18 protein-coding genes are annotated in these 21,257 nt (G+C 60.3%); 7 read left to right on the forward strand and 11 right to left on the reverse strand.

All coding sequences use genetic code 11. From position 1 onward, the window contains the following. The first annotated feature begins 61 nt into the window (after positions 1 to 61). Entirely contained in the window at positions 62 to 643 is a 582-nt protein-coding gene (locus JFT66_RS24995) for a GspH/FimT family pseudopilin (RefSeq protein ID WP_034118031.1), read from the forward strand. On the opposite strand, the gene ispH is transcribed toward JFT66_RS24995, so the two are convergent. The 6 genes from ispH to murJ all read right to left on the reverse strand — a co-directional run bounded on the left by ispH (position 597) and on the right by murJ (position 8,129). After that, positions 597 to 1,544 (reverse strand): 4-hydroxy-3-methylbut-2-enyl diphosphate reductase, encoded by a 948-nt coding sequence (gene ispH, locus JFT66_RS25000; protein ID WP_034118029.1) that lies wholly within the window; start codon positions 1,542 to 1,544, stop codon positions 597 to 599. The genes JFT66_RS24995 and ispH overlap by 47 nt on opposite strands. A gap of 180 nt (positions 1,545 to 1,724) precedes the next feature. Continuing rightward, the gene (locus tag JFT66_RS25005; RefSeq protein WP_198809597.1) at positions 1,725 to 2,162 is read right to left on the reverse strand and encodes an FKBP-type peptidyl-prolyl cis-trans isomerase; all 438 of its coding nucleotides are present in this window, start codon (positions 2,160 to 2,162) and stop codon (positions 1,725 to 1,727) included. A 7-nt stretch (positions 2,163 to 2,169) separates the two neighbouring features. Further along, positions 2,170 to 2,679, reverse strand: a complete 510-nt coding sequence (gene lspA / locus JFT66_RS25010) for a signal peptidase II (RefSeq protein WP_198860376.1) — start codon at positions 2,677 to 2,679, stop codon at positions 2,170 to 2,172. A gap of 7 nt (positions 2,680 to 2,686) precedes the next feature. Further along, positions 2,687 to 5,518: an isoleucine--tRNA ligase gene (gene ileS / locus JFT66_RS25015; RefSeq protein ID WP_153838947.1), complete on the reverse strand. Its 2,832-nt coding sequence runs from the start codon at positions 5,516 to 5,518 to the stop codon at positions 2,687 to 2,689. Between the two features lie 14 nt (positions 5,519 to 5,532). After that, positions 5,533 to 6,471: a bifunctional riboflavin kinase/FAD synthetase gene (gene ribF, locus JFT66_RS25020; protein ID WP_034118026.1), complete on the reverse strand. Its 939-nt coding sequence runs from the start codon at positions 6,469 to 6,471 to the stop codon at positions 5,533 to 5,535. A 119-nt stretch (positions 6,472 to 6,590) separates the two neighbouring features. Further along, entirely contained in the window at positions 6,591 to 8,129 is a 1,539-nt protein-coding gene (gene murJ / locus JFT66_RS25025) for a murein biosynthesis integral membrane protein MurJ (RefSeq protein WP_198860367.1), read from the reverse strand. Between the two features lie 252 nt (positions 8,130 to 8,381). Here murJ and rpsT point away from each other — a divergent pair, with 252 nt between their 5' ends. Beyond that, positions 8,382 to 8,660, forward strand: coding sequence for a 30S ribosomal protein S20 (gene rpsT / locus JFT66_RS25030; RefSeq protein WP_003188401.1), 279 nt, complete (start codon positions 8,382 to 8,384; stop codon positions 8,658 to 8,660). Positions 8,661 to 8,865: 205 nt separating this feature from the next. Here rpsT and JFT66_RS25035 read toward each other — a convergent pair whose 3' ends face one another. Further along, positions 8,866 to 9,351: an FKBP-type peptidyl-prolyl cis-trans isomerase gene (locus tag JFT66_RS25035; RefSeq protein WP_027606858.1), complete on the reverse strand. Its 486-nt coding sequence runs from the start codon at positions 9,349 to 9,351 to the stop codon at positions 8,866 to 8,868. Here JFT66_RS25035 and JFT66_RS25040 point away from each other — a divergent pair. The 3 genes from JFT66_RS25040 (at position 9,350) to JFT66_RS25050 (ending at position 12,719) form a co-directional block, all read left to right on the forward strand. Continuing rightward, on the forward strand, positions 9,350 to 9,640 hold the full coding sequence (locus JFT66_RS25040) for a DUF3565 domain-containing protein (protein ID WP_152612332.1): 291 nt from the start codon (positions 9,350 to 9,352) through the stop codon (positions 9,638 to 9,640). The two genes, JFT66_RS25035 and JFT66_RS25040, sit on opposite strands and share 2 nt — an antisense overlap. Positions 9,641 to 9,719: 79 nt before the next feature. Continuing rightward, positions 9,720 to 11,819, forward strand: a complete 2,100-nt coding sequence (gene pta, locus JFT66_RS25045) for a phosphate acetyltransferase (RefSeq protein ID WP_034118023.1) — start codon at positions 9,720 to 9,722, stop codon at positions 11,817 to 11,819. After that, positions 11,820 to 12,719, forward strand: a complete 900-nt coding sequence (locus tag JFT66_RS25050) for an acyltransferase (protein WP_198860368.1) — start codon at positions 11,820 to 11,822, stop codon at positions 12,717 to 12,719. It abuts the gene before it with no gap. A 158-nt stretch (positions 12,720 to 12,877) separates the two neighbouring features. On the opposite strand, the gene cysN is transcribed toward JFT66_RS25050, so the two are convergent. From cysN to JFT66_RS25065, 3 genes are all read right to left on the reverse strand, one after another. Beyond that, the gene (gene cysN, locus JFT66_RS25055) at positions 12,878 to 14,776 is read right to left on the reverse strand and encodes a sulfate adenylyltransferase subunit CysN (protein ID WP_153870142.1); all 1,899 of its coding nucleotides are present in this window, start codon (positions 14,774 to 14,776) and stop codon (positions 12,878 to 12,880) included. Positions 14,777 to 14,785: 9 nt separating this feature from the next. Next, entirely contained in the window at positions 14,786 to 15,703 is a 918-nt protein-coding gene (cysD, locus tag JFT66_RS25060) for a sulfate adenylyltransferase subunit CysD (RefSeq protein ID WP_034118020.1), read from the reverse strand. 168 nt (positions 15,704 to 15,871) lie between these two features. Continuing rightward, complete coding sequence (locus JFT66_RS25065) at positions 15,872 to 16,630, reverse strand: Nif3-like dinuclear metal center hexameric protein (RefSeq protein ID WP_034118019.1); 759 nt, start codon at positions 16,628 to 16,630, stop codon at positions 15,872 to 15,874. 101 nt (positions 16,631 to 16,731) lie between these two features. Between JFT66_RS25065 and algW the strand changes: the two genes are divergently transcribed. Both algW and JFT66_RS25075 read left to right on the forward strand, forming a co-directional pair. Further along, a complete protein-coding gene (gene algW / locus JFT66_RS25070; RefSeq protein ID WP_034118018.1) occupies positions 16,732 to 17,892 on the forward strand; it encodes a Do family serine endopeptidase AlgW in 1,161 nt (386 codons plus the stop codon). Positions 17,893 to 18,006: 114 nt separating this feature from the next. Beyond that, a complete protein-coding gene (locus JFT66_RS25075) occupies positions 18,007 to 20,103 on the forward strand; it encodes a TonB-dependent siderophore receptor (protein ID WP_198860369.1) in 2,097 nt (698 codons plus the stop codon). Positions 20,104 to 20,228: 125 nt separating this feature from the next. Here JFT66_RS25075 and hemH read toward each other — a convergent pair whose 3' ends face one another. Next, entirely contained in the window at positions 20,229 to 21,254 is a 1,026-nt protein-coding gene (gene hemH / locus JFT66_RS25080) for a ferrochelatase (RefSeq protein WP_034118016.1), read from the reverse strand. Between the last annotated feature and the right edge of the window lie 3 nt (positions 21,255 to 21,257).

Here is a 21,257-nt window from a genome sequence, read left to right on the forward strand (position 1 = left end):
GCAAGCGCTATACCTATGCCTGCAAGTTGAAGATCCACTCGCGTCCACGGAGGGAACGCACATGACACAACGAGGGTTCACCCTGATCGAAATGCTGCTTGGGCTGATCGTGACCAGCTTCCTTGCGCAACTGGCCGTCCCCGGCTTCAAAGGGTTGCTAGAGTCGCAACAACGACAAAGCGTGGCCCAATCACTCGCCGCTGGGCTGCGCTACGCACGCACCGAGGCCATCGCACGCAATCGGGCGGTAGTCATTCATGCAAACGGCGAGGATTGGAGCCTGGGTTGGCGCGTGATACTGGACGTCAGTGGGCGTGGTCATCTGGACGAAGATAACCCGGTGTTGCTGGAACGACAGCACAGCGGGAGCGTACCGGTCGCAGGCAATGGGCCAGTCACCAACCAGGTGCGTTTCAGCGGTTTGGGGGAGCCGGTCTTCACCGGCGGGGGGTTTCGTGCAGGCACCGTGCATGTGTGCGATACGAGCCATGCACAGAGCCTCTATCAGATCGTGCTGGCCCCTAGCGGGCGCATCAGCCTGCGCAGTGACAAGACCGAACAGGCATTATGCCAAGGCTATTCCAGCACCCTGAGTGTCAGAGCAGCGAGCGAACCCGCAGTTCCTTGGGCATGGAGAACGTGATGTTTTCTTCACGGCCCGCCAGTTCATCGGCACCCGTGGCGCCCCAGGCCTGCAATTGCTGGATCACGCCGCGCACCAGGACTTCCGGAGCGGAGGCGCCCGCCGTGATGCCGATACGCTCGACACCGTCGAACCAGCTGCGCTGCATGTCTTCGGCGCCGTCGATCAGGTATGCGGGTGTAGCCATGCGCTCGGCCAGCTCGCGCAAGCGGTTGGAGTTGGAGCTGTTAGGGCTGCCTACCACCAGCACCACATCACACTCATCCGCCAATTGCTTGACCGCATCCTGGCGGTTTTGCGTGGCGTAGCAGATGTCATCCTTACGTGGGCCGCCAATGGAAGGGAACCGCGTGCGCAATGCATCGATTACGCGGCTGGTATCGTCCATGGACAAGGTGGTCTGGGTCACGAACGCCAGGCGATCCGGGTTATGCACCTGCAGGTTGGCGACGTCTTTTTCGTCTTCCACCAAGTAGATGGCACCGCCGTTGCTAGCGTCGTACTGGCCCATGGTGCCTTCAACTTCCGGGTGGCCGGCGTGACCGATCAGGATGCATTCACGACCATCACGGCTGTAGCGCGCCACTTCGATGTGCACCTTGGTCACCAGTGGGCACGTGGCATCGAACACTTTCAGGCCACGGCCTGCCGCTTCGGTACGTACGGCCTGGGACACGCCGTGGGCACTGAAGATGACGATAACGTCATCGGGCACCTGGTCGAGCTCTTCGACAAAGATCGCGCCGCGTGCGCGCAGATCTTCGACCACGAACTTGTTATGGACGACTTCATGGCGCACATAAATCGGCGGCCCGAAGACTTCCAGGGCGCGGTTGACGATTTCGATTGCCCGGTCCACGCCGGCGCAGAAGCCACGGGGGTTGGCGAGTTTGATTTGCATGCTGTGCCTCGTGTCTTGCAGCCACATTGAGTCGAATTTAACGTTGACTCAACCGACAATGGAGATCAAAGGTGGGAGGGGGCTTGCTCCCGATAACGGTATATCAATCTGCACATACTTAACTGATAAGCCGCTATCGGGAGCAAGCCCCCTCCCACATTTTAGACCGCGTACGGTCAGTTACAGCGCTTTGACGTTGATGATCTCGACGTCAAAGTTCAGTGTCTTGCCGGCCAACGGGTGGTTGAAGTCGATGGTCACTTGCGCGTCATCGAAAGCTTTAACCACACCAGGCAGCTCGGTATTCGCCGCATCATTGAAGATCACCAGCAAGCCTTCCGACAGGTCCATGCCTTCGAACTGCGAACGCGGGATGATCTGTACGTTTTGCGGGTTGGGCTGGCCGAAGGCGTTTTCCGGCGGGATCTGCAGGTTGCGCTTGTCGCCGGCCTTGAACCCGAACAGGGCTGCTTCAAAACCCGGCAGCAGGTTACCGTCGCCGACCTTGAAGGTCGCCGGGGCTTTGTCGAAGGTACTGTCGACCGTGTCGCCATTCTCCAGGCGCAATGCGAAATGCAAAGTGACTTCCGTGTTCTGGCCGATGCGTTGCTCAGCCAATACCTGATCAGTCATTGACGGTCTCTCCGGTTTTCTTACTTTTGAACATATCCAGCGCCAGCATGATTGCACCGACGCAGATAGCGCTGTCGGCAAAGTTGAACGCCGGGAAGTAATGGCGGTTCTGCCAATGCACCAGAATGAAGTCGATCACATGGCCCAAGGCGATGCGGTCATACAGGTTGCCCAGCGCGCCGCCCAGCACCAGGGCCAGCGCGATAGCCAGCCAGGTGTCGTCGCGGCCCAGGCGCTTGAGCCAGACCACCAGCACCGTACTGACCACCACGGCAATCAAGGCAAACAGCCAGCGCTGCCAGCCACCGCCATCAGCGAGGAAGCTGAAGGCGGCGCCGGTGTTGTAGGCCAGGGTCCAGCTGAAGTAATCCGGGATCACTACGATTTGCTGGAACATTTCCAGGCTGCCCTCGAAGTGAGCCTTGCTGACCTGGTCAATGACCAGGACCAACAGGCTCAGTACGAGCCAGCCCAGACGCCCGAAACGACTGGCGTTAGGCATGCTTGCATTAGGCATAGTGACGCACCTCGCCAGCACCGCTGATGTTGTCGACGCAACGACCACAGATTTCCGGATGCTCAGGGTTCACCCCGACATCTTCACGGCAGTGCCAGCAACGGGCGCACTTAGGGAAGGCCGACCTGACCACTTTGAGCTTGAGGCCCGGCACTTCGGTAGCCACAGCGTCCGCCGGGGCCTGGGCGAAAGGTGCCAGGCTCGCAGTGGAGGTGATCAGCACAAAGCGCAGTTCGTTGCTCAGCTTGGCCAGGTCGGCGGTCAGGCCTTCCTCGGCAAACAGGGTGACTTCGGCTTGCAGGTTGCCACCCACGGCCTTGGCCGCACGCTGGACTTCCAGCTCCTTGTTTACCGCAACCTTGACGGCCATGACGCCTTCCCAGTACTCGCGGCCCAGTTCGAAGTCGGCCGGCAGTTCGGTCAGGCCTTCGTACCAGGTATTGAGCATGACGGACTCGTTACGCTCGCCCGGCAGGTATTCCCACAGTTCGTCGGCGGTGAACGCCAGGATCGGCGCGATCCAGCGCACCAGCGCTTCACTGATGTGGTACAGCGCAGTCTGCGCCGAACGGCGCGCCTTGCTGTTGGCGCCGGTGGTGTACTGGCGGTCCTTGATGATGTCGAGGTAGAAACCGCCCAGCTCCTGCACGCAGAAGTTGTGGATCTTCGAATAGACGTTCCAGAAGCGGTATTCGCCGTAGTGTTCTTGCAACTCACGCTGCAGCAACAGGGTACGGTCCACGGCCCAACGGTCCAGGGCGAGCATGTCCTCGGCTGGCAGGATGTCGGTGGCCGGGTTGAACCCGGTCAGGTTCGACAGCATGAAGCGTGCGGTATTGCGGATACGACGGTAGGCATCGGCGCTGCGCTGCAGGATCTGCTCCGATACGGCCATCTCGCCCGAATAATCGGTAGAGGCTACCCACAGGCGCATGATGTCGGCACCCAGGGTGTCATTGACCTTTTGTGGCGCGATCACGTTGCCCAGGGACTTGGACATTTTGCGACCGTTTTCATCAACGGTGAAACCGTGGGTCAGCAGCTCGCGATACGGTGCGTGGTTATCAATGGCGCAACCGGTCAGCAGCGAGGAGTGGAACCAGCCACGGTGTTGATCAGAACCTTCCAGGTACAGGTCGGCGCGCGGGCCGGTTTCGTGGCCCATCGGGTGCGAGCCGCGCAACACGTGCCAGTGGGTAGTACCCGAATCGAACCACACGTCGAGGGTGTCGCTGATCTTGTCATACAGCGGCGCTTCATCGCCCAGCAGCTCGGCGGCATCCAGCTTGAACCAGGCTTCGATGCCTTCCTGCTCGACACGCTGGGCCACTTCTTCCATCAGCTCGACGGTACGGGGGTGCAGCTCACCACTTTCCTTGTTCAGGAAGAACGGGATCGGCACGCCCCAGTTGCGCTGGCGGGAGATGCACCAGTCCGGGCGATTGGCGATCATCGAGTGCAGGCGCGCCTGGCCCCAGGCCGGGACGAACTGGGTGTCTTCGATGGCTTTGAGCGAGCGTACACGCAGGGTGTCGCCGCTGGTTGGCTCTTTGTCCATGCCGATGAACCACTGCGCGGTGGCGCGGTAGATCAGCGGGGTCTTGTGGCGCCAGCAGTGCATATAGCTGTGCTTGATGGTTTCGGTGTGCAGCAGCGCACCGACTTCCGACAACTTGTCGATGATCGGCTGGTTGGCCTTGAAGATGAACTGGCCGCCGAAGAACTCGAGCGAAGGCACGTAAACGCCGTTGCTTTGCACCGGGTTCAAGATGTCGTCGTTGACCATGCCATAGGCTTTGCAGGTCACGAAGTCGTCCACGCCGTAGGCTGGCGCGGAGTGAACGATACCGGTGCCGGCACCCAGCTCCACGTAGTCAGCCAGGTACACCGGCGACAGACGGTCATAGAACGGATGACGGAAGTTGATCAGTTCCAGCGCGGAACCGGTGGTGGTGGCAATCACCGAGCCTTGCAGCTCGTAACGCGCCAGGCACGACTCGACCATTTCCTCGGCCAGCACCAGCAGGCGATCACCAACGTCCACCAGGGCGTAGGTGAATTCCGGGTGCACGTTCAGCGCCTGGTTGGCCGGGATGGTCCACGGGGTAGTGGTCCAGATCACGATGGCCGCTGGCTTGCTCAGGCTTGCCAGGCCAAAGGCCTCGGCCAGCTTGGCGTCGTCGGCGATCGGGAAGGCCACGTCGATGGTCGACGACTTCTTGTCTTCGTACTCGACTTCCGCCTCGGCCAGGGCCGAACCGCAGTCGAAGCACCAGTTCACAGGCTTGAGGCCCTTGAACACGAAACCGCCCTTGACGATTTCGGCCAAGGCGCGGATTTCACCGGCCTCGTTCTTGAAGTTCATCGTCTTGTACGGGTTGTCCCAGTCGCCCAATACACCCAGGCGGATGAATTCGGACTTCTGCCCTTCGATCTGCTCGGTGGCGTAGGCACGGCACAATTCGCGGGTTTTATCCGCGCCCAGGTTCTTGCCGTAGGTCACTTCGACTTTGTGTTCGATTGGCAGGCCGTGGCAGTCCCAGCCCGGGACATAAGGCGCATCGAAGCCCGAAAGGGTTTTCGAGCGGATGATCATGTCCTTGAGAATCTTGTTCAGTGCATGACCGATGTGAATCGTGCCGTTGGCATAAGGAGGGCCGTCGTGCAGGACGAACTTCGGACGATCCTTGCCAATTTCGCGCAACTTTCCGTACAGGCCAATACTGTCCCAGCGCTGCAGGATCTGCGGTTCGCGCTGTGGCAGGCCGGCCTTCATTGGGAAGGCGGTGTCCGGAAGGTTTAGCGTGGCTTTATAGTCGGTCATTTAAGGCTCTTCGGTTAGCGATGGGCGCTAGGTGCGGCTAGTGCACGGGCGGCGGCGACATCCGCATTGATCGCCGTTTTCAACGCCTCCAGGGAGGCGAAACGCTGCTCTTCACGCAGCTTCTGGTGGAAAACCACCGTCAAACGCCGGTCGTATAAATCACCGGCAAAATCCAAAAGGTGAACTTCCAGGTGGGCCTTGCCATCACCTGCAACCGTTGGCCTGACACCTATATTGGCGACTCCCGGCCACGATTGGCCGTCTATATCGACGCTCACCAGGTAAACCCCGGTCAACGGTACACGACGGCGCTTGAGTTGCACGTTGGCAGTTGGCGTGCCCAATTGGCGCGCCAGCTTCTGGCCGTGCAGTACCCGCCCGGCAATGCGGAACGGGCGACCGAGCAAACGCTCGGCCAAGTCGAAGTCGGCGCAGGCCAGGGCGTTACGCACCTGGGTGCTGCTCACGCGCAGGCCGTCAAGTTCGACGGTTTGCGCGGCTTCGACGGTAAAACCCTGGTTGACGCCAGCATGCTGCAGGAAATCGAAATCCCCGACCCGGTCACAACCGAAATGGAAGTCGTCACCGACTTCCAGGTGCTGTACACCCAGGCCATCGACCAGGATGCGGTCGACGAACTCGGTGGCACTGAGGCTGCGCAAACGCTGGTTGAACGCCAGGCAGAGGACACGGTCCACGCCTTCTTCAGCCAGCAGTTGCAGCTTATCCCGCAACCGCGCCAGACGGGCCGGCGCCGTTTCCGGGGTAAAGAACTCCCGCGGCTGTGGCTCGAAAATCACCACGCAGCTGGGCACGCCCAACTCGACCGCACGCTCGCGTAGCCGGGCCAGGATAGCCTGGTGGCCACGGTGAACACCGTCAAAGTTGCCAATAGTGGCGACGCAGCCCCGATGCTCGGGGCGCAGGTTGTGGAGACCTCGAACCAGCTGCATAACGCGCTTCTTGCTCATAAAGTGGTCGATTATAACCACACCCAGCCCCGGACGACAGGCAACAGCGCAGGCCAAATGGATCGAATCGATAAAACAACCGTTTTATCGCGGCAAAGTCTCTAACCTAACGACTTGCGATTGAAATCCCGCAGGCGAAAGCCCTGCAACAGCAACATACCGAAGTACACCCCTGCCCCTGCGACCACCAGCACACCCAGACGCATGAAACGCTCGAGCATATTGCCTTCGTCCCAGGCGGGCATAACCTGCATAAGGCCCAACAACACAGCCGACATCACCGCCACCGCCACCAGCAGCTTGAGGGCAAACATCCCCCAGCCAGGCTGTGGCTGGAACATCTGCTGCTTGCGCAATTGATAAAACAGCAGGCCAGCGTTGATACAAGCGCCGACGCTGATCGCCAAGGCCAGGCCGGCGTGGGCCAGCGGGCCGATAAAGACCAGGTTGAGCAATTGCGTGACGATCAACGTGAAAATCGCGATTTTCACCGGGGTACGGATGTTTTGCTGGGCATAGAAGCCAGGCGCCAACACCTTGATCACGATGATGCCCAGTAGGCCGACCGAATAGGCGATCAGCGCGCGCTGCGTCATCAAGGCGTCATGCGCATCAAATTGGCCGTACTGGAACAACGACACCGTCAAGGGCTCGGCAAGGATCCCCAGCGCCAGGGAACACGGCAGCACCAGCACAAAGCACAGGCGCAGGCCCCAGTCGAGGATGCGCGAGTATTCCTGGCGGTCCTTGCTGGCGTAGGTGCGCGCCAGGGTCGGCAGCAGAATCGTGCCCAATGCCACGCCAAGCACGCCGGACGGTAACTCCATGAGGCGGTCGGCGTAGTACATCCACGACACTGAGCCCGATACCAGCAGCGAGGCAAACGCCGTGTTGATGATCAGGGAAATCTGGCTGACCGACACGCCGAGGATCGCCGGCAGCATATTGCGCATCACACGCCAGACGCCGGCGTCCTTGAGGTTAAGGCGCGGTAGCACGAGCATGCCGATTTTCTTCAGGTGCGGCAGCTGGTAGAGCAACTGCGCCAGGCCACCGGCCAGTACCGCCCAACCCAGGGCCATGACCGGCGGATCGAAATACGGCGTGAGGAACAGCGCGAAAATAATCATGCTGACGTTAAGCAGTGTCGGCACGAAGGCCGGCACCGAGAAACGGTTCCACGTATTCAGGATCGCCCCGGCCAGGGACGACAGGGAAATCAGCAATATATAAGGAAAGGTCACTCGCAACAGGTCAGTGGTCAGTGCGAATTTTTCCGGGGTATTGGCAAATCCCGGGGCGGTGGCCCAGATTACCCAGGGCGCGGCGAGCATGCCGATTAGCGTTACCAACATCAACACCAGGGTCAGCAGACCGGAAACATAGGCAATAAAGGTGCGGGTCGCCTCCTCGCCCTGCTGGGTCTTGTACTCGGCCAGGATCGGCACGAACGCCTGGGAAAACGCGCCCTCGGCGAAGATCCGCCGCAGCAGGTTGGGGAGCTTGAAGGCAATAAAGAAGGCATCCGTGGCCATGCTGGCGCCAAAGATGCGTGCCAGCAGGGTGTCACGCACAAACCCCAAAACCCGGGAGATCATCGTGATAGAGCTGACGGCAGCCAACGATTTGAGCAGATTCATTGAAAGAGTTTGCGCCTATAGATAAAGAGCAGGCGAACAAAGCGCCCACTTATGCGATACTGCGCGCCTGCAACAGCACAGAGCCAAAGCTCGCGAGTTTACAGGTCAAGCGCCGGAAATAAATCACCCGCCTCTCAGATCGACCACTCAGCAGTTCGCATCAGCCGCTCTTGACAACCCATCAAGTCATCGGCATGATTCGCGGCCTATTTTGTTTGCTATTTCCTAAAAAGTCTTTCGAGGAGCTCGACGGTGGCCAACACACCTTCCGCCAAAAAACGTGCAAAACAGGCTGAGAAGCGTCGCAGCCACAACGCCAGCCTGCGTTCCATGGTTCGTACCTACATCAAGAATGTAGTTAAAGCCATCGACACCAAAGACGCTGAAAAAGCCCAAGCTGCTTACGTTCTGGCCGTGCCAGTTATCGACCGTATGGCCGATAAAGGCATCATCCACAAGAACAAGGCCGCTCGTCATAAGAGCCGCCTGAATGGCCACATCAAGGCTCTGAGCGTTCCTGCTGCAGCCTAAGTGGTAACAACTGCCACGCAACCCAGGTTGCGTAACAGTTAAGAAATGCCCCGTACCGAAAGGTCCGGGGCATTTTTGTTTGTGCCCTGAAAAACACCACTGCTCCATTGTGGGAGGGAGCTTGTTCCCTCCCACATTTTTCAGGCCCAAAAAAACGCCCCGAACCAGTCGGGGCGTTTTTGCTACCACTTGATCAAAACATCAATCAATGGTGATGACCGCCTTCACCGTGAACGTGGCCGTGGGCCACTTCTTCCTGGGAAGCGTCGCGGATGGCAACGATCTTCACTTGGAAGTTCAGGCGCTGGCCAGCCAGAGGGTGGTTACCGTCGACAGTCACATCATCGCCGTCCAGGTCGCGGATGGTGACGATCTGCATTTGGCCGTCCGGCGCGGAAGCGTGGAACTGCATACCCACTTCCAGCTCGTCAACGCCTTCGAACATGCTGCGGCTCAGGGTGCTGACCAGCTCGGCGGAGTATTCACCGTAGGCATCTTCAGGTTCTACGGCGACAGTCAGTTCGTCACCGACGCTCTTGCCTTCCAGAGCCTTTTCCAGGCCCGGGATGATGTTACCTGCGCCTTGCAGGTAGACCAGCGGCGCGCCGCCGGCTGAGCTGTCGATGACCTCACCAGCGTCGTTGGTCAGGGTATAGTCGATGGAGACAGCCTTGTTAGCGGCGATCGTCATGGGGCGAGACCTTTTGCATAAGAATGAAGAACGGACAAGTCTAAACAAGGATTTGCCCGAAAGCGAACAGAACCCGGACGGACGGGGCCGATCAACGGCATCCTTCATCACCGGGTTCCACCAGGATGACGACCAGCATTGGGTGGCCGAACTGTCCTGCGGCCACACCCAGCACCTGCGCCACCAGCCGCCATGGCAGTCGCGCGCCTGGGTACTCGACCCCGCGCAACGCCTTGAAAAAATAGGCCAACCCTTTGCGTGCGGCTGGTGTGCGCACGAGCGCGAATAACGATAACCTTGGCACCTGATTCGCGGTAGACGCTCAAACATAGAGCGCCACCCAAGCCATGCACCTCCAGAGAATTCGCATGCAGACTTTTTTCATCGCGCCCACCGATTTTGGTGTGGGTCTGACCTCCATCAGCCTTGGGCTGGTGCGCACCCTGGAACGGGCCGGCCTTAAAGTCGGCTTCTTCAAACCGATTGCCCAGCCCCACCCCGGCGACACTGGCCCGGAACGCTCCACTGAGCTGGTGGCCCGCACTCACGGCCTGAAACCGCCACAGCCCTTAGGCCTGGCCCACGTAGAGCGCATGCTCGGTGACGGCCAGCTCGATGAGCTGCTCGAAGAAATCATCACCCTCTACCAGCAGGCCGCCGTGGGGAAGGACGTGCTGATTGTCGAAGGCATGGTACCGACCCGCAGCGCCAGCTACGCAGCACGGGTCAACCTGCACCTGGCCAAGAGCCTGGATGCGGAAGTGATCCTGGTCTCGGCCCCGGAAAACGAGGTGCTCACCGAACTCTCCGGCCGCGTGGAATTGCAGGCGCAATTGTTCGGTGGCCCGAAAGACCCGAAAGTGCTGGGCGTGATCCTCAACAAGGTGCGCACCGACGAAAGTATGGAAGCCTTCTCGGCCCGCCTTAAAGAGCACTCGCCTTTGTTGCGCAGCGGTGATTTCCGCCTGCTCGGCTGCATCCCCTATCAACCCGAACTCAATGCCCCGCGCACCCGCGACGTGGCCGACCTGATGGGCGCGCAGATCCTCAACGCCGGCGACTACGAAAGCCGGCGCATGACCAAGATCATCATCTGCGCGCGCACCATGCGTAACACCGTAGAGCTGCTCAAGCCCGGGGTATTGGTGGTAACACCCGGGGATCGCGACGACATCATCCTCGCCGTGAGCCTGGCCGCGATCAATGGCGTGCCACTGGCCGGCCTGTTGCTGACCAGCGATACCCTGCCGGACCCGCGCATCATGGATCTATGCCGCGGCGCCTTCCAGGCCGGGCTGCCGGTGCTGTCGGTGAGCACCGGCTCCTATGACACCGCCAACCAACTCAATAGCCTCAACAAGGAAATCCCCATCGATGACCGCGAGCGCGCGGAGATCATCACTGACTTCGTCGCCAGCCACCTCGATGCGCGCTGGCTGCACCAGCGTTGTGGCACGCCACGGGAAATGCGCCTGTCGCCAGCCGTTTTCCGCTATCAGTTGATCCAGCGCGCCCAGGCCGCCAACAAGCGCATCGTGTTGCCCGAAGGCAGCGAGCCGCTGACCGTACAAGCCGCCGCCATCTGCCAGGCCCGGGGCATTGCCCGTTGCGTGCTGCTGGCCAAGCCGGAGGATGTGGAGGCAGTCGCCCGCGCCCAAGGCATCGAGCTGCCCGAGGGCCTGGAGATTCTCGACCCGGACCTGATTCGCCAACGCTACGTCGAGCCGATGGTCGCCTTGCGCAAGAGCAAGAGCCTGAATGCGCCAATGGCCGAGCAGCAGCTGGAAGACACCGTGGTGATCGCTACCATGATGCTCGCCCTGGACGAAGTGGACGGCCTGGTCTCCGGCGTTATTCATTCCACCGCGAACACCATCCGCCCTGCCCTGCAATTGATCAAGACCGCGCCGGGCTGCACCTTGGTGTCGTCGGTATTCTTCATGCTGTTCCCCGAGCAGGTGCTGGTGTACGGCGACTGTGTGATGAACCCGCACCCAAGCGCTGCGGAACTGGCGGAAATCGCCCTGCAAAGCGCCGATTCGGCGGCCGCGTTCGGCATCACGCCGCGGGTGGCGATGATCAGCTATTCCAGCGGTGATTCGGCCAGCGGCGAGGAAGTGGAAAAAGTCCGCGAGGCCACCCTGCTCGCCCACGAGCAGCAAAGTTCGCTGCTGATCGACGGCCCGCTGCAATACGACGCCGCCGCCAACGAGAACGTCGCCCGGCAATTGGCACCCAACAGCCAGGTTGCCGGCAAGGCCACGGTGTTCGTGTTCCCGGACCTGAACACTGGCAATACCACCCACAAAGCCGTACAACGCAGTGCCGATTGCGTGAGCCTGGGACCGATGCTCCAGGGCCTGCGCAAACCGGTCAACGACCTGCCGCGCGGCGCCCAGGTAGATGACATCGTGTACACCATCGCCCTGACTGCGATCCAAGCCGCCAACCGACCTATGGATATCTAAATGCTGGATTTTCTACCTGCCGCCGTGCGCGGGGTGATCGCTTCGCTGTTGCTGGCACTGAACACGATCCTGCTGTGTTCGTTCCTGTTTATCGTCGCGCTGTTCAAGGCGCTGCCGTTCGCCAAGCGCTTCAGCGAATGGCTGATGAACCACACCCACGAAGCCTGGGTCACCAACAACAAGGGCTGGATGAACCTGGTGCGCCGCACGCGCTGGCACCTGACCGGCCTTGAGGGCCTGGACTACCAGCACTCCTATCTGGTGACCAGCAACCACCAGAGCTGGGTCGACATCATGGTGCTGCAATACGTGCTCAATCGACGCATTCGCCCGCTGAAGTTCTTCCTCAAGCAGGAACTGATCTGGGTGCCGGTGATTGGCCTGGCGTGGTGGGCCCTGGGTTTTCCCTTTATGAAGCGCTACAGCAAGGCTTATCTGGAGAAACACCCGGAGAAGAAAGGCAAAGACCTGGAAACCACGCGCAAGACCTGTGCGAAGTTTCGCGACAACCCGGTGGGGATTTTCAACTTTGCCGAGGGCACACGGTTTACGCCAGGCAAACATGCACAGCAGCAATCGCCGTTTCGCTATTTGCTCAAGCCCAAGGCGGGTGGCATTGCGTTTGTGCTGGATGCCATGGGGGAGCAGTTGAAGTCATTGGTGAATGTGACCATTCACTACCCAGCCGGGCGTCCGGGTTATTGGGATCTACTCTGCGGAAAGGTGCAGGAGGTGGTGGTGCACTTTGAAGAGGTGCAGATTCCGGCTGAGTTTATTGGCAAGAATTATGAGCAGGACGGGGAGTATCGGTTGGCGTTCCAGGGCTGGATCAATCGGTTGTGGGAAGACAAGGATAAGTTGCTGGAGCAGCTTCACACCGAATTCCCAAGCAAGCGATGATCAACCTGTGGGAGGGGGCTTCCCCCCGATGAGGCTCTAGCTGACCCACCGCTATCGGGGGCAAGCCCCCTCCCACATTTGACCGCGCTCAATCTTGAAAATGTAAAAAAGCCCGCCACAGAGTGATCGGTGGCGGGCTTTTTTTGTAGCGGCGAGGTTTAGATCGCGCCGCGCTGACGCAACAACTCCAGCACCTGCTTGACGCTGTCTTCCAGCGACAAAGCCTGGGTGTCGAGTACCAGGTCGGCATTCAACGGCACGTCGTACGGGAAGGACTCACCCGGGATGTTATCCCCGCCCGCCGCGTACAAACCTTGCGGGTCACGCTCGGCGCACACCAGCGGCGACGCCTGCACATAGACGGTCAGCAGGCGATCAGCGCCAATCAACGCCTTGGCCTGTTCACGGCCTTCGGCATCCGGCGCCACGAACGCAGCCAGGGTCAGCAGGCCGGCTTCGTTGAACTGACGCGCTACGTGGGCCGCACGGCGCCAGTTCTCGGTACGCCCGGCACGGTCCTGGGGCAAGCCTTTGTTCAGGTCGTGACGCAGGTTCTGGCCATCCAGTACGAACACCGCACGGCCCATGTCGAACAGCTTGCGCTCAACCGCATAGGCCAGCGTGCTCTTGCCTGCACCCGACAAGCCGCTGAACAACACGGTGGCCGGTTGCTGGCCGAAGCGCAGGGCGCGCTCTTCAGTGGCAACATGAGCGAGGCTGCCGTGCTGCGCAGAACCGCCATGATTGACCGGCGGCGCGATAATCATGCCCGCAGCCACGGTGCCGTTAGTCAAACGGTCGATAACGATAAAGGCACCGGTGGTGCGGTTGCTGGCGTAGCCATCCAACGCGATAGCGGCATCGAGGCTGACCTTGACCCGGCCGATTTCGTTGAGCTGCAGCGAACTCGCCGGGCCTTCGGCCAGGGTGTTCACATCCACGCGGTGCACAATGCTGGTGATGGAACCCGGCACGTAACTGGTGGCGCGCTTGATGTCGTACTTCTTGCCCGGCAGCATCGGCTCTTCGGCCATCCACACCAGCATGGCGTCGAAGGCGTCGGTCACTTGCGGCACGTTATCGGCATGCACCAGCAGGTCGCCACGGGAGATATCGATCTCGTCTTCCATGGTCAAGGTCACGGCCTGGCCTGGGCCAGCGTGTTCCAGCTCACCCTCGAAGGTGACGATGGATTTGACCCGGCTGCTCTTGCCCGACGGCAGCACCACGACTTCGTCGCCCTTGTGCACGATGCCACTGGCCAGGGTGCCGGCGAAACCACGGAAGTTCAGGTTCGGACGGTTGACGTACTGCACCGGGAAACGCAGGTCGGTGTAGTTGCGGTCGTTGGCGATCTCGACGGTCTCGAGGATCTCCATCAGCGACTGGCCGGTGTACCAGGGCGAACGCTCGCTCTTGTTCACCACGTTGTCGCCCTTGAGCGCCGACATCGGCACGAAGGCCAAGGTGCTCGGCTTGAACGCGATACCGTCAGCGAACTTCAGGTAATCGGCCTTGATCGACTCGAATACGCTTTGGTCGAAACCGTTGATGTCCATCTTGTTGACGGCCACCACGATGTGTTTGATGCCCAGCAAGGAGGCGATGAAGCTGTGGCGACGGGTCTGGGTCTGCACCCCGTAGCGGGCGTCGATCAGGATGATCGCCAGGTCACAGGTTGACGCACCGGTCGCCATGTTGCGGGTGTACTGCTCATGGCCGGGGGTGTCGGCAATGATGAATTTGCGCTTGGCGGTGGAGAAGTAACGGTAGGCAACATCGATGGTGATGCCTTGCTCACGCTCGGCCTGCAGGCCGTCGACCAGCAGCGCCAGGTCGATGTCATCGCCGGTAGTGCCGGACTTCTTCGAATCACGGGTGATGGCTTCCAGGTGATCTTCGTAGATCATCTTGGAGTCGTGCAGCAGGCGCCCGATCAGGGTGCTCTTGCCGTCATCGACGTTGCCGCAGGTCAGGAAGCGCAACATTTCCTTGCGCTCGTGCTGGCCCAGGTAAGCGAGGATGTCCTCGCTGATCAAATCAGATTGATGCGACATGACAGCCCCTTAGAAATAGCCTTGACGTTTTTTATCTTCCATGGAGCCGGCACCATCGTGGTCGATGACCCGGCCCTGGCGCTCGGAAGTTCGCGTCAGGAGCATTTCCTGAATGATGTCCGTCAGCGTCTCGGCTTCGGACTCCACCGCGCCCGTCAACGGGTAGCAGCCAAGGGTGCGGAAACGTACTTTCTTTTTGACGATGCGGGCTTTGTCTTCGTCGGACAGGTGTTCAAGGATGCGGTCGTCGTCAATCATGATCAACGTGCCGTTCTTCTCGATCACGTCGCGCTCGGCGGCGAAGTACAGCGGCACAATCGGGATGCCTTCCAGGTAGATGTACTGCCAGATGTCCAGCTCGGTCCAGTTGGACAGCGGGAACACGCGGATCGACTCACCCTTGTTGACGTTGCCGTTGTAGACGTTCCAGAGCTCGGGGCGCTGGTTCTTCGGGTCCCAACGGTGCTTGCTGTCGCGGAACGAGTACACGCGCTCTTTGGCACGGGATTTCTCTTCATCGCGACGGGCACCGCCGAACGCTGCGTCGAAACCATGCTTGTCCAAGGCCTGCTTGAGGCCCTCGGTCTTCATGATATCGGTGTGCTTGGCGCTGCCGTGGGTGAACGGGTTGATGCCCTGCGCCACGCCATCCGGGTTGACGTGGGTGATCAACTCCAGACCAAGCTCTTCGACCATCTTGTCGCGAAACTTGTACATCTCCTGGAATTTCCAGCGGGTGTCGACGTGCATCACCGGGAAAGGCAGCTTGCCTGGGAAGAAGGCCTTGCGTGCCAGGTGCAGCATCACGGCGGAGTCTTTACCGATCGAGTAGAGCATCACCGGGTTGTCGAACTCGGCGGCGACCTCGCGGATGATGTGGATGCTTTCCGCCTCCAGCTGTTTCAGATGCGTCAGTTTGTCGACCATGGTTACTCACGGAAAAACGATCTTATGGACGGCCTGCGGGCCGTGTTCGAGCGAGGCATGCTAGCACAGCACCTTCTTCTATTCAGGGCGCCAGCTAGATCGAAACGGTATATGAATATGCCGCCGAGTTTGGCCCGAAACCCTCCCACATTCCTGTGGTGGTGACCGCTAGATCGGGTTCGGGCAATCGATGAACAAATGCTCAAGGGCAAAGCGCCGCGCCAGGTAATCGCCCAACGCCTGCACGCCATAGCGCTCAGTTGCGTGATGGCCGGCGGCGATGAAGCTGATGTCGTTTTCCCGGGCACTGTGGAAGGTCTGTTCGGACGCTTCACCGCTCAGGTACAGGTCGACGCCAGCGGCAATCGCCTGGTCGATATAACCCTGGCCGCCCCCCGTGCACCAGCCGACACGACGGATCATCTCGCTGCCTTCGATCAGCAACGGCTCGCGGCCCATCACATCCTGCACGCGGCGGGCGAAATCACGGGGCGACAGGGGTTCGGCCAGGGAACCGACCAGGCCGACGATCTTGGGGTTGCTCGGGTCCAGCGGGCCTTCGACGGTGATATCCAACTGCCGAGCAAGCTGTACGTTGTTGCCCACGTCGGCGTGCAGGTCCAACGGCAAGTGGTAGGCCAGCAGGCTGATGTCATGCTTGAGCAGGGTTTTCAAGCGGCGCTGCTTCATGCCGGTAATGCACGGGTTTTCGCCCTTCCAGAAATAGCCATGGTGCACCAGCACCAGATCGGCCTTGGCTTCGACGGCGGCATCCAGCAGCGCCTGGCTGGCGGTCACGCCGCTGACGATGCGCATCACCTGCGGACGCCCCTCGACCTGCAGGCCATTGGGGCAATAATCGGCAATTTTTGCGCTGCCAAGGTAGCGGTCTGCTTCCTCGACGAGGGTAGTAAGGGGGACGGCCATAAAAGACTCCTAAATATCCCGTTCGCAGGCGTCACAGCCTCGTATAATGCGCCACATTATGGGCGCTCTCCCGCCCCCTGCAACCTGTCAGGACTTACTTGATGCTCAAGGCACTGCGTTTTTTTGGATGGCCATTGTTGGCTGGCGTGCTGATCGCGATGCTGATTATCCAGCGTTATCCCCAATGGGTAGGCCTGCCCACCCTGGATGTGAACCTGCAACAGGCCCCGCAAACCAGCGCGGTGGTCCAAGGCCCGGTGACCTATGCCGACGCTGTCACCATTGCAGCACCTGCCGTGGTCAACCTGTACACCACCAAGGTCATCAACAAACCTGCGCATCCGTTGTTCGAGGACCCGCAGTTCCGCCGCTACTTCGGTGACAACGGCCCCAAGCAACGCCGCATGGAATCCAGCCTGGGTTCCGGGGTGATCATGAGCCCCGAAGGCTACATCCTTACCAATAACCATGTGACCTCCGGCGCCGACCAGATCGTGGTGGCCCTGCGTGACGGCCGCGAGACCCTGGCACGGGTGGTCGGTAGCGATCCGGAAACCGACCTCGCGGTACTGAAGATAGACTTGAAGAACCTGCCGTCCATCACCCTCGGCCGTTCCGAAGGCTTGCGCGTGGGCGACGTGGCACTGGCCATCGGCAACCCGTTCGGGGTGGGCCAGACGGTCACCATGGGCATCATCAGCGCCACTGGGCGTAACCAGTTGGGCCTTAACAGCTACGAAGACTTTATCCAGACCGATGCGGCGATCAACCCAGGCAACTCCGGCGGTGCGCTGGTGGATGCCAATGGCAACCTGACCGGCATCAACACCGCGATTTTCTCCAAGTCCGGCGGCTCACAGGGCATCGGCTTTGCGATCCCGGTGAAGCTGGCGATGGAAGTGATGAAGTCGATCATCGAGCATGGCCAGGTGATTCGTGGCTGGCTGGGCATTGAAGTGCAGCCATTGACCAAGGAACTGGCCGAGTCGTTCGGCCTGACCGGGCGCCCGGGTATCGTGGTCGCCGGGATCTTCCGCGATGGCCCGGCGCAGAAAGCCGGCCTGCAATTGGGCGATGTGATCCTCAGCATCGACGGTGCCCCGGCCGGTGATGGCCGCAAGTCGATGAACCAGGTGGCGCGTATCAAGCCGACCGACAAGGTGGCGATCCTGGTGATGCGCAACGGCAAGGAGATCAAGCTGTCGGCGGAAATCGGCCTGCGCCCACCGCCGGCAACGGCGCCGCCGAAAGAAGAGCAGTAGCATGCGCGACCTACAAGTGCCCGTTCACGGGTGCTTGTAAGGGCATATTTCGAAGCGATTCATTCTCATTAGGCATGTTATATTGTTTCAATATGGTTATTGGAACGCTCTATCATGCCGTCTCGAAAGTTTGTGCCCTTGGCTGGCCTGGCCTTGGGTTTGCTGCTCGACCCTGCCTACGCCGAAGAAAACACCCTGGAACTCGACCCCATCAGCGTGACCTCCGACGCCTATGAGTCCGCTACCGGGCCGGTCAAGGGCTACCGTGCTACCCGCTCTGCCAGTGCCACCAAGACCGACACCGCCCTGCGCGACATCCCGCAATCCATCAGCGTAATTCCCGCCACGGTGCTCAAGGACCTGGGCAGTAACAGTGTGGAGCGCGCCTTGGACTTTGCCGGCGGCGTGTCCAAGCAAAACAACTTCGGTGGCCTGACCCTCTACGAATACAGCGTGCGCGGCTTCACCACCTCCGAGTTCTACCAGGATGGTTTCAGCGCCAACCGCGGTTACCCGAGTACGCCGGACACTGCGAATATCGAACGCATTGAAGTGCTCAAAGGCCCCGCTGCCAGCCTGTATGGGCGTGGCGACCCTGGCGGCACGGTGAATATCGTCACCAAGAAACCCCAGCCCGAAGCCTTCACCACCCTACAATCCAACGCCGGCAGTTGGGACCGCTACCGCACCGCATTGGATGTGAATACGCCGCTGGACAGCGAAGGGCGCGTATTGTCACGCGTGAACCTGGCGGTCGAAGACAACCACAGCTTCCGCGATCACGTAGACGCCAAGCGCGTATTCGTCGCGCCCTCCTTCAGTTGGCAGTTGGCCCCGGACACCCACCTTCTGGTCGAAAGCGAATTCGTGCGCCACAGCTCCACTTTCGACCGGGGTGTCATCGCCAATACCGGCATGTCCCACTCCACCTTCCTCGGCGAGCCCAACGACGGCAATATCCGCAACCACAACAACCGTATTCAGGCCGCGCTGGAACACCACCTCAACGACGCCTGGAAACTGCGCCTGGCCAGCCACTACAAGCAAGGCAGCCTGTGGGGCGACGCCTCGGAAAACCGCGCACTGAATGCCAACGGTCATACCATCGACCGCCGCTATCGCGAGCGCTCCACGGGTTGGCACGACAGCATCACCCAGCTGGAACTGCGCGGCCTATTCGATATTGGCAGTTGGCAGCACGAGTTGCTGGTTGGCGCTGAATACGAGGACTACCGCAAGAAAGAGCGCGTCACCACCGTCGGCGGCAGCCGTTACACCATCGATATCCATAACCCGATCTACGGCAAGCCCAAACCCAACGGCGAGCGCACCGGCACCGACTTCTTCGAGCAGGTGAAAAGCCAGGCGCTGAACCTGCAAGACCAGATCATTTTTACCGACCGCCTGCGCGGCATGGTCGGGGCGCGCTTTGAGCATTTTGAGCAAAGCATCAACGACTTCAACGGCAAGGCCCCTCAGGGACGGCAAACACACGACGCCCTGACCCAGCGCGCTGGCCTGCTCTACCAGCTCACGCCTGAAATCGGGGTGTTTGCCAACGCGTCCACCTCGTTCAAGCCCAACAACGGCCTGGGTGCCAGCGGCAAATCGTTCAAGCCCGAAGAAGGCGTGGGCTATGAGGTAGGAATCAAGAGCGAGCTGTTTGACGACCGCCTCAGCACCACCCTCGCTGCATTCCATATCGAAAAGGAAAACGTGCTCACCCTAGACCCGGCCACCAATCTCAACCGCGCCATGGGCAAGGCCCGCAGTCAGGGGTTTGACCTGCAAGTGACCGGGCAAGTGACCGACGCCATACGCGTGATCGGGGCCTTGGCTTATATAGACGCCGAAGTGACCCAAGGTGACAAAGCCATCCCCACGGGCAGCCGCATTCTCGGCGTGGCCAAGCACAGTGGCAGCCTGTTGGGCGTGTATGAATTCCAGGATGGCGCGTGGCGCGGTTCAGACTTGGGCGCGGCATTTACTTACGTAGGTGATCGCTCCGGTGAAGCGGGTACAGGCTTTCAGCTGCCGGCCTACCACACCGTGGATTTGCTGGCCCACTACAAGGCTACGGAGAATGTCACCGTGGGGCTGAACCTGAATAACCTGTTCGATGAAAAGTATTACGAGCGGTCCTATAGCCGCTACTGGGCCAACCCCGGGGAACCGCGCAATTTCACCGTCAGCTTGACCCTCAATCTGTAACACAGTCAAAAATGTGGGAGCGGGCTTGCTCGCGAATGCGCTCCGTCAGTTGATAGAGGTGCTGACTGATACACCGCATTCGCGAGCAAGCCCGCTCCCACATTTTGATCTTCACTCGGCTCGGGTTATAGCGTCGTCGGTGCCCGTTCGCACAGCGTATTAAGCGCCACCGCCCACTGCGGATCATCATTCAAGCACGGCACCAACACCAACTCCTCGCCCCCCGCCTCGCGGAACTGCTCCCGCCCGCGGTCGCCAATCTCTTCCAGGGTCTCGATGCAATCGGCGACAAACGCCGGGCACATCACCAGCAGCTTTTTCACGCCCTGTTGTGCCAACGCCTCCAGGCGTGCCTCGGTGTAGGGTTCGATCCACTTCGCCCGGCCCAGGCGCGATTGAAACGCGACCGACCACTTACCCTCCGGTAAACCGGAACGTTCGGCAAAATCCCGAGCGACGCTGAAGCATTGTGCGCGATAGCAGGTGGCAAGTACTTCAGGCGACGCGTTCTTGCAGCAGTCGGCATCCTTGAAGCAATGCGCACCGGTAGGGTCGAGCTTTTTCAGATGACGCTCGGGCAGGCCATGGAAACTGAGCAACAAGTGATCGAAATCCTGCTCCAGATAAGCGCGGGCGCTAGCCACCAGGGCATCGAGATATTCCGGCTGATCGTAGAAAGGTTGCAGGATCGAAAACTGTACGTTGAGGCGCTTGTCTCGCACTACTCGCTTGGCTTCCTCTATCACCGTGGTCACGGTGCTGTCGGCAAACTGCGGGTACAGCGGCGCCAATGTCACTTTCTGGATACCCTGGGCAGCGAGGCGCGTCAGGGTCGTTTCCAGCGATGGCTCGCCATAACGCATCGCCAGTTCCACCGGCCCCTGGGTCCACTGCGCGGTCATCTGCTGTTGCAGGCGACGGCTGAGCACCACCAGAGGCGAACCCTCGTCCCACCAGATTGACGCATACGCATGGGCCGACTGCTCGGGGCGCTTGATCAGGATCAGCGACACCAGCAAACGCCGCACAGGCCAAGGCAGGTCGATCACATAAGGATCCATCAGGAACTGATTAAGGTAACTGCGCACATCGGCCACCGAAGTGGACGCCGGTGAACCCAGGTTGACCAGTAACAACGCGTGATCGGTCATGCA

Origin of the sequence: Pseudomonas sp. MF6755 (genome assembly GCF_016405635.1) — a bacterium.
In the GTDB taxonomy this organism is placed as follows: Bacteria; Pseudomonadota; Gammaproteobacteria; order Pseudomonadales; family Pseudomonadaceae; genus Aquipseudomonas; species Aquipseudomonas haemolytica.

What these genes read in the sequence shown, in the direction of transcription:
- JFT66_RS24995 (WP_034118031.1), top strand. Translation starts at nt 62, where the DNA reads ATGACACAACGAGGGTTCACCCTGATCGAAATGCTGCTTGGGCTGATC.
- ispH (WP_034118029.1), bottom strand. Translation starts at nt 1,544, where the DNA reads ATGCAAATCAAACTCGCCAACCCCCGTGGCTTCTGCGCCGGCGTGGAC.
- lspA (WP_198860376.1), bottom strand. Translation starts at nt 2,679, where the DNA reads ATGCCTAACGCCAGTCGTTTCGGGCGTCTGGGCTGGCTCGTACTGAGC.
- ileS (WP_153838947.1), bottom strand. Translation starts at nt 5,518, where the DNA reads ATGACCGACTATAAAGCCACGCTAAACCTTCCGGACACCGCCTTCCCA.
- ribF (WP_034118026.1), bottom strand. Translation starts at nt 6,471, where the DNA reads ATGCAGCTGGTTCGAGGTCTCCACAACCTGCGCCCCGAGCATCGGGGC.
- murJ (WP_198860367.1), bottom strand. Translation starts at nt 8,129, where the DNA reads ATGAATCTGCTCAAATCGTTGGCTGCCGTCAGCTCTATCACGATGATC.
- JFT66_RS25040 (WP_152612332.1), top strand. Translation starts at nt 9,350, where the DNA reads ATGGGGCGAGACCTTTTGCATAAGAATGAAGAACGGACAAGTCTAAAC.
- JFT66_RS25035 (WP_027606858.1), bottom strand. Translation starts at nt 9,351, where the DNA reads ATGACGATCGCCGCTAACAAGGCTGTCTCCATCGACTATACCCTGACC.
- pta (WP_034118023.1), top strand. Translation starts at nt 9,720, where the DNA reads ATGCAGACTTTTTTCATCGCGCCCACCGATTTTGGTGTGGGTCTGACC.
- JFT66_RS25050 (WP_198860368.1), top strand. Translation starts at nt 11,820, where the DNA reads ATGCTGGATTTTCTACCTGCCGCCGTGCGCGGGGTGATCGCTTCGCTG.
- cysN (WP_153870142.1), bottom strand. Translation starts at nt 14,776, where the DNA reads ATGTCGCATCAATCTGATTTGATCAGCGAGGACATCCTCGCTTACCTG.
- cysD (WP_034118020.1), bottom strand. Translation starts at nt 15,703, where the DNA reads ATGGTCGACAAACTGACGCATCTGAAACAGCTGGAGGCGGAAAGCATC.
- JFT66_RS25065 (WP_034118019.1), bottom strand. Translation starts at nt 16,630, where the DNA reads ATGGCCGTCCCCCTTACTACCCTCGTCGAGGAAGCAGACCGCTACCTT.
- algW (WP_034118018.1), top strand. Translation starts at nt 16,732, where the DNA reads ATGCTCAAGGCACTGCGTTTTTTTGGATGGCCATTGTTGGCTGGCGTG.
- JFT66_RS25075 (WP_198860369.1), top strand. Translation starts at nt 18,007, where the DNA reads ATGCCGTCTCGAAAGTTTGTGCCCTTGGCTGGCCTGGCCTTGGGTTTG.
- hemH (WP_034118016.1), bottom strand. Translation starts at nt 21,254, where the DNA reads ATGACCGATCACGCGTTGTTACTGGTCAACCTGGGTTCACCGGCGTCC.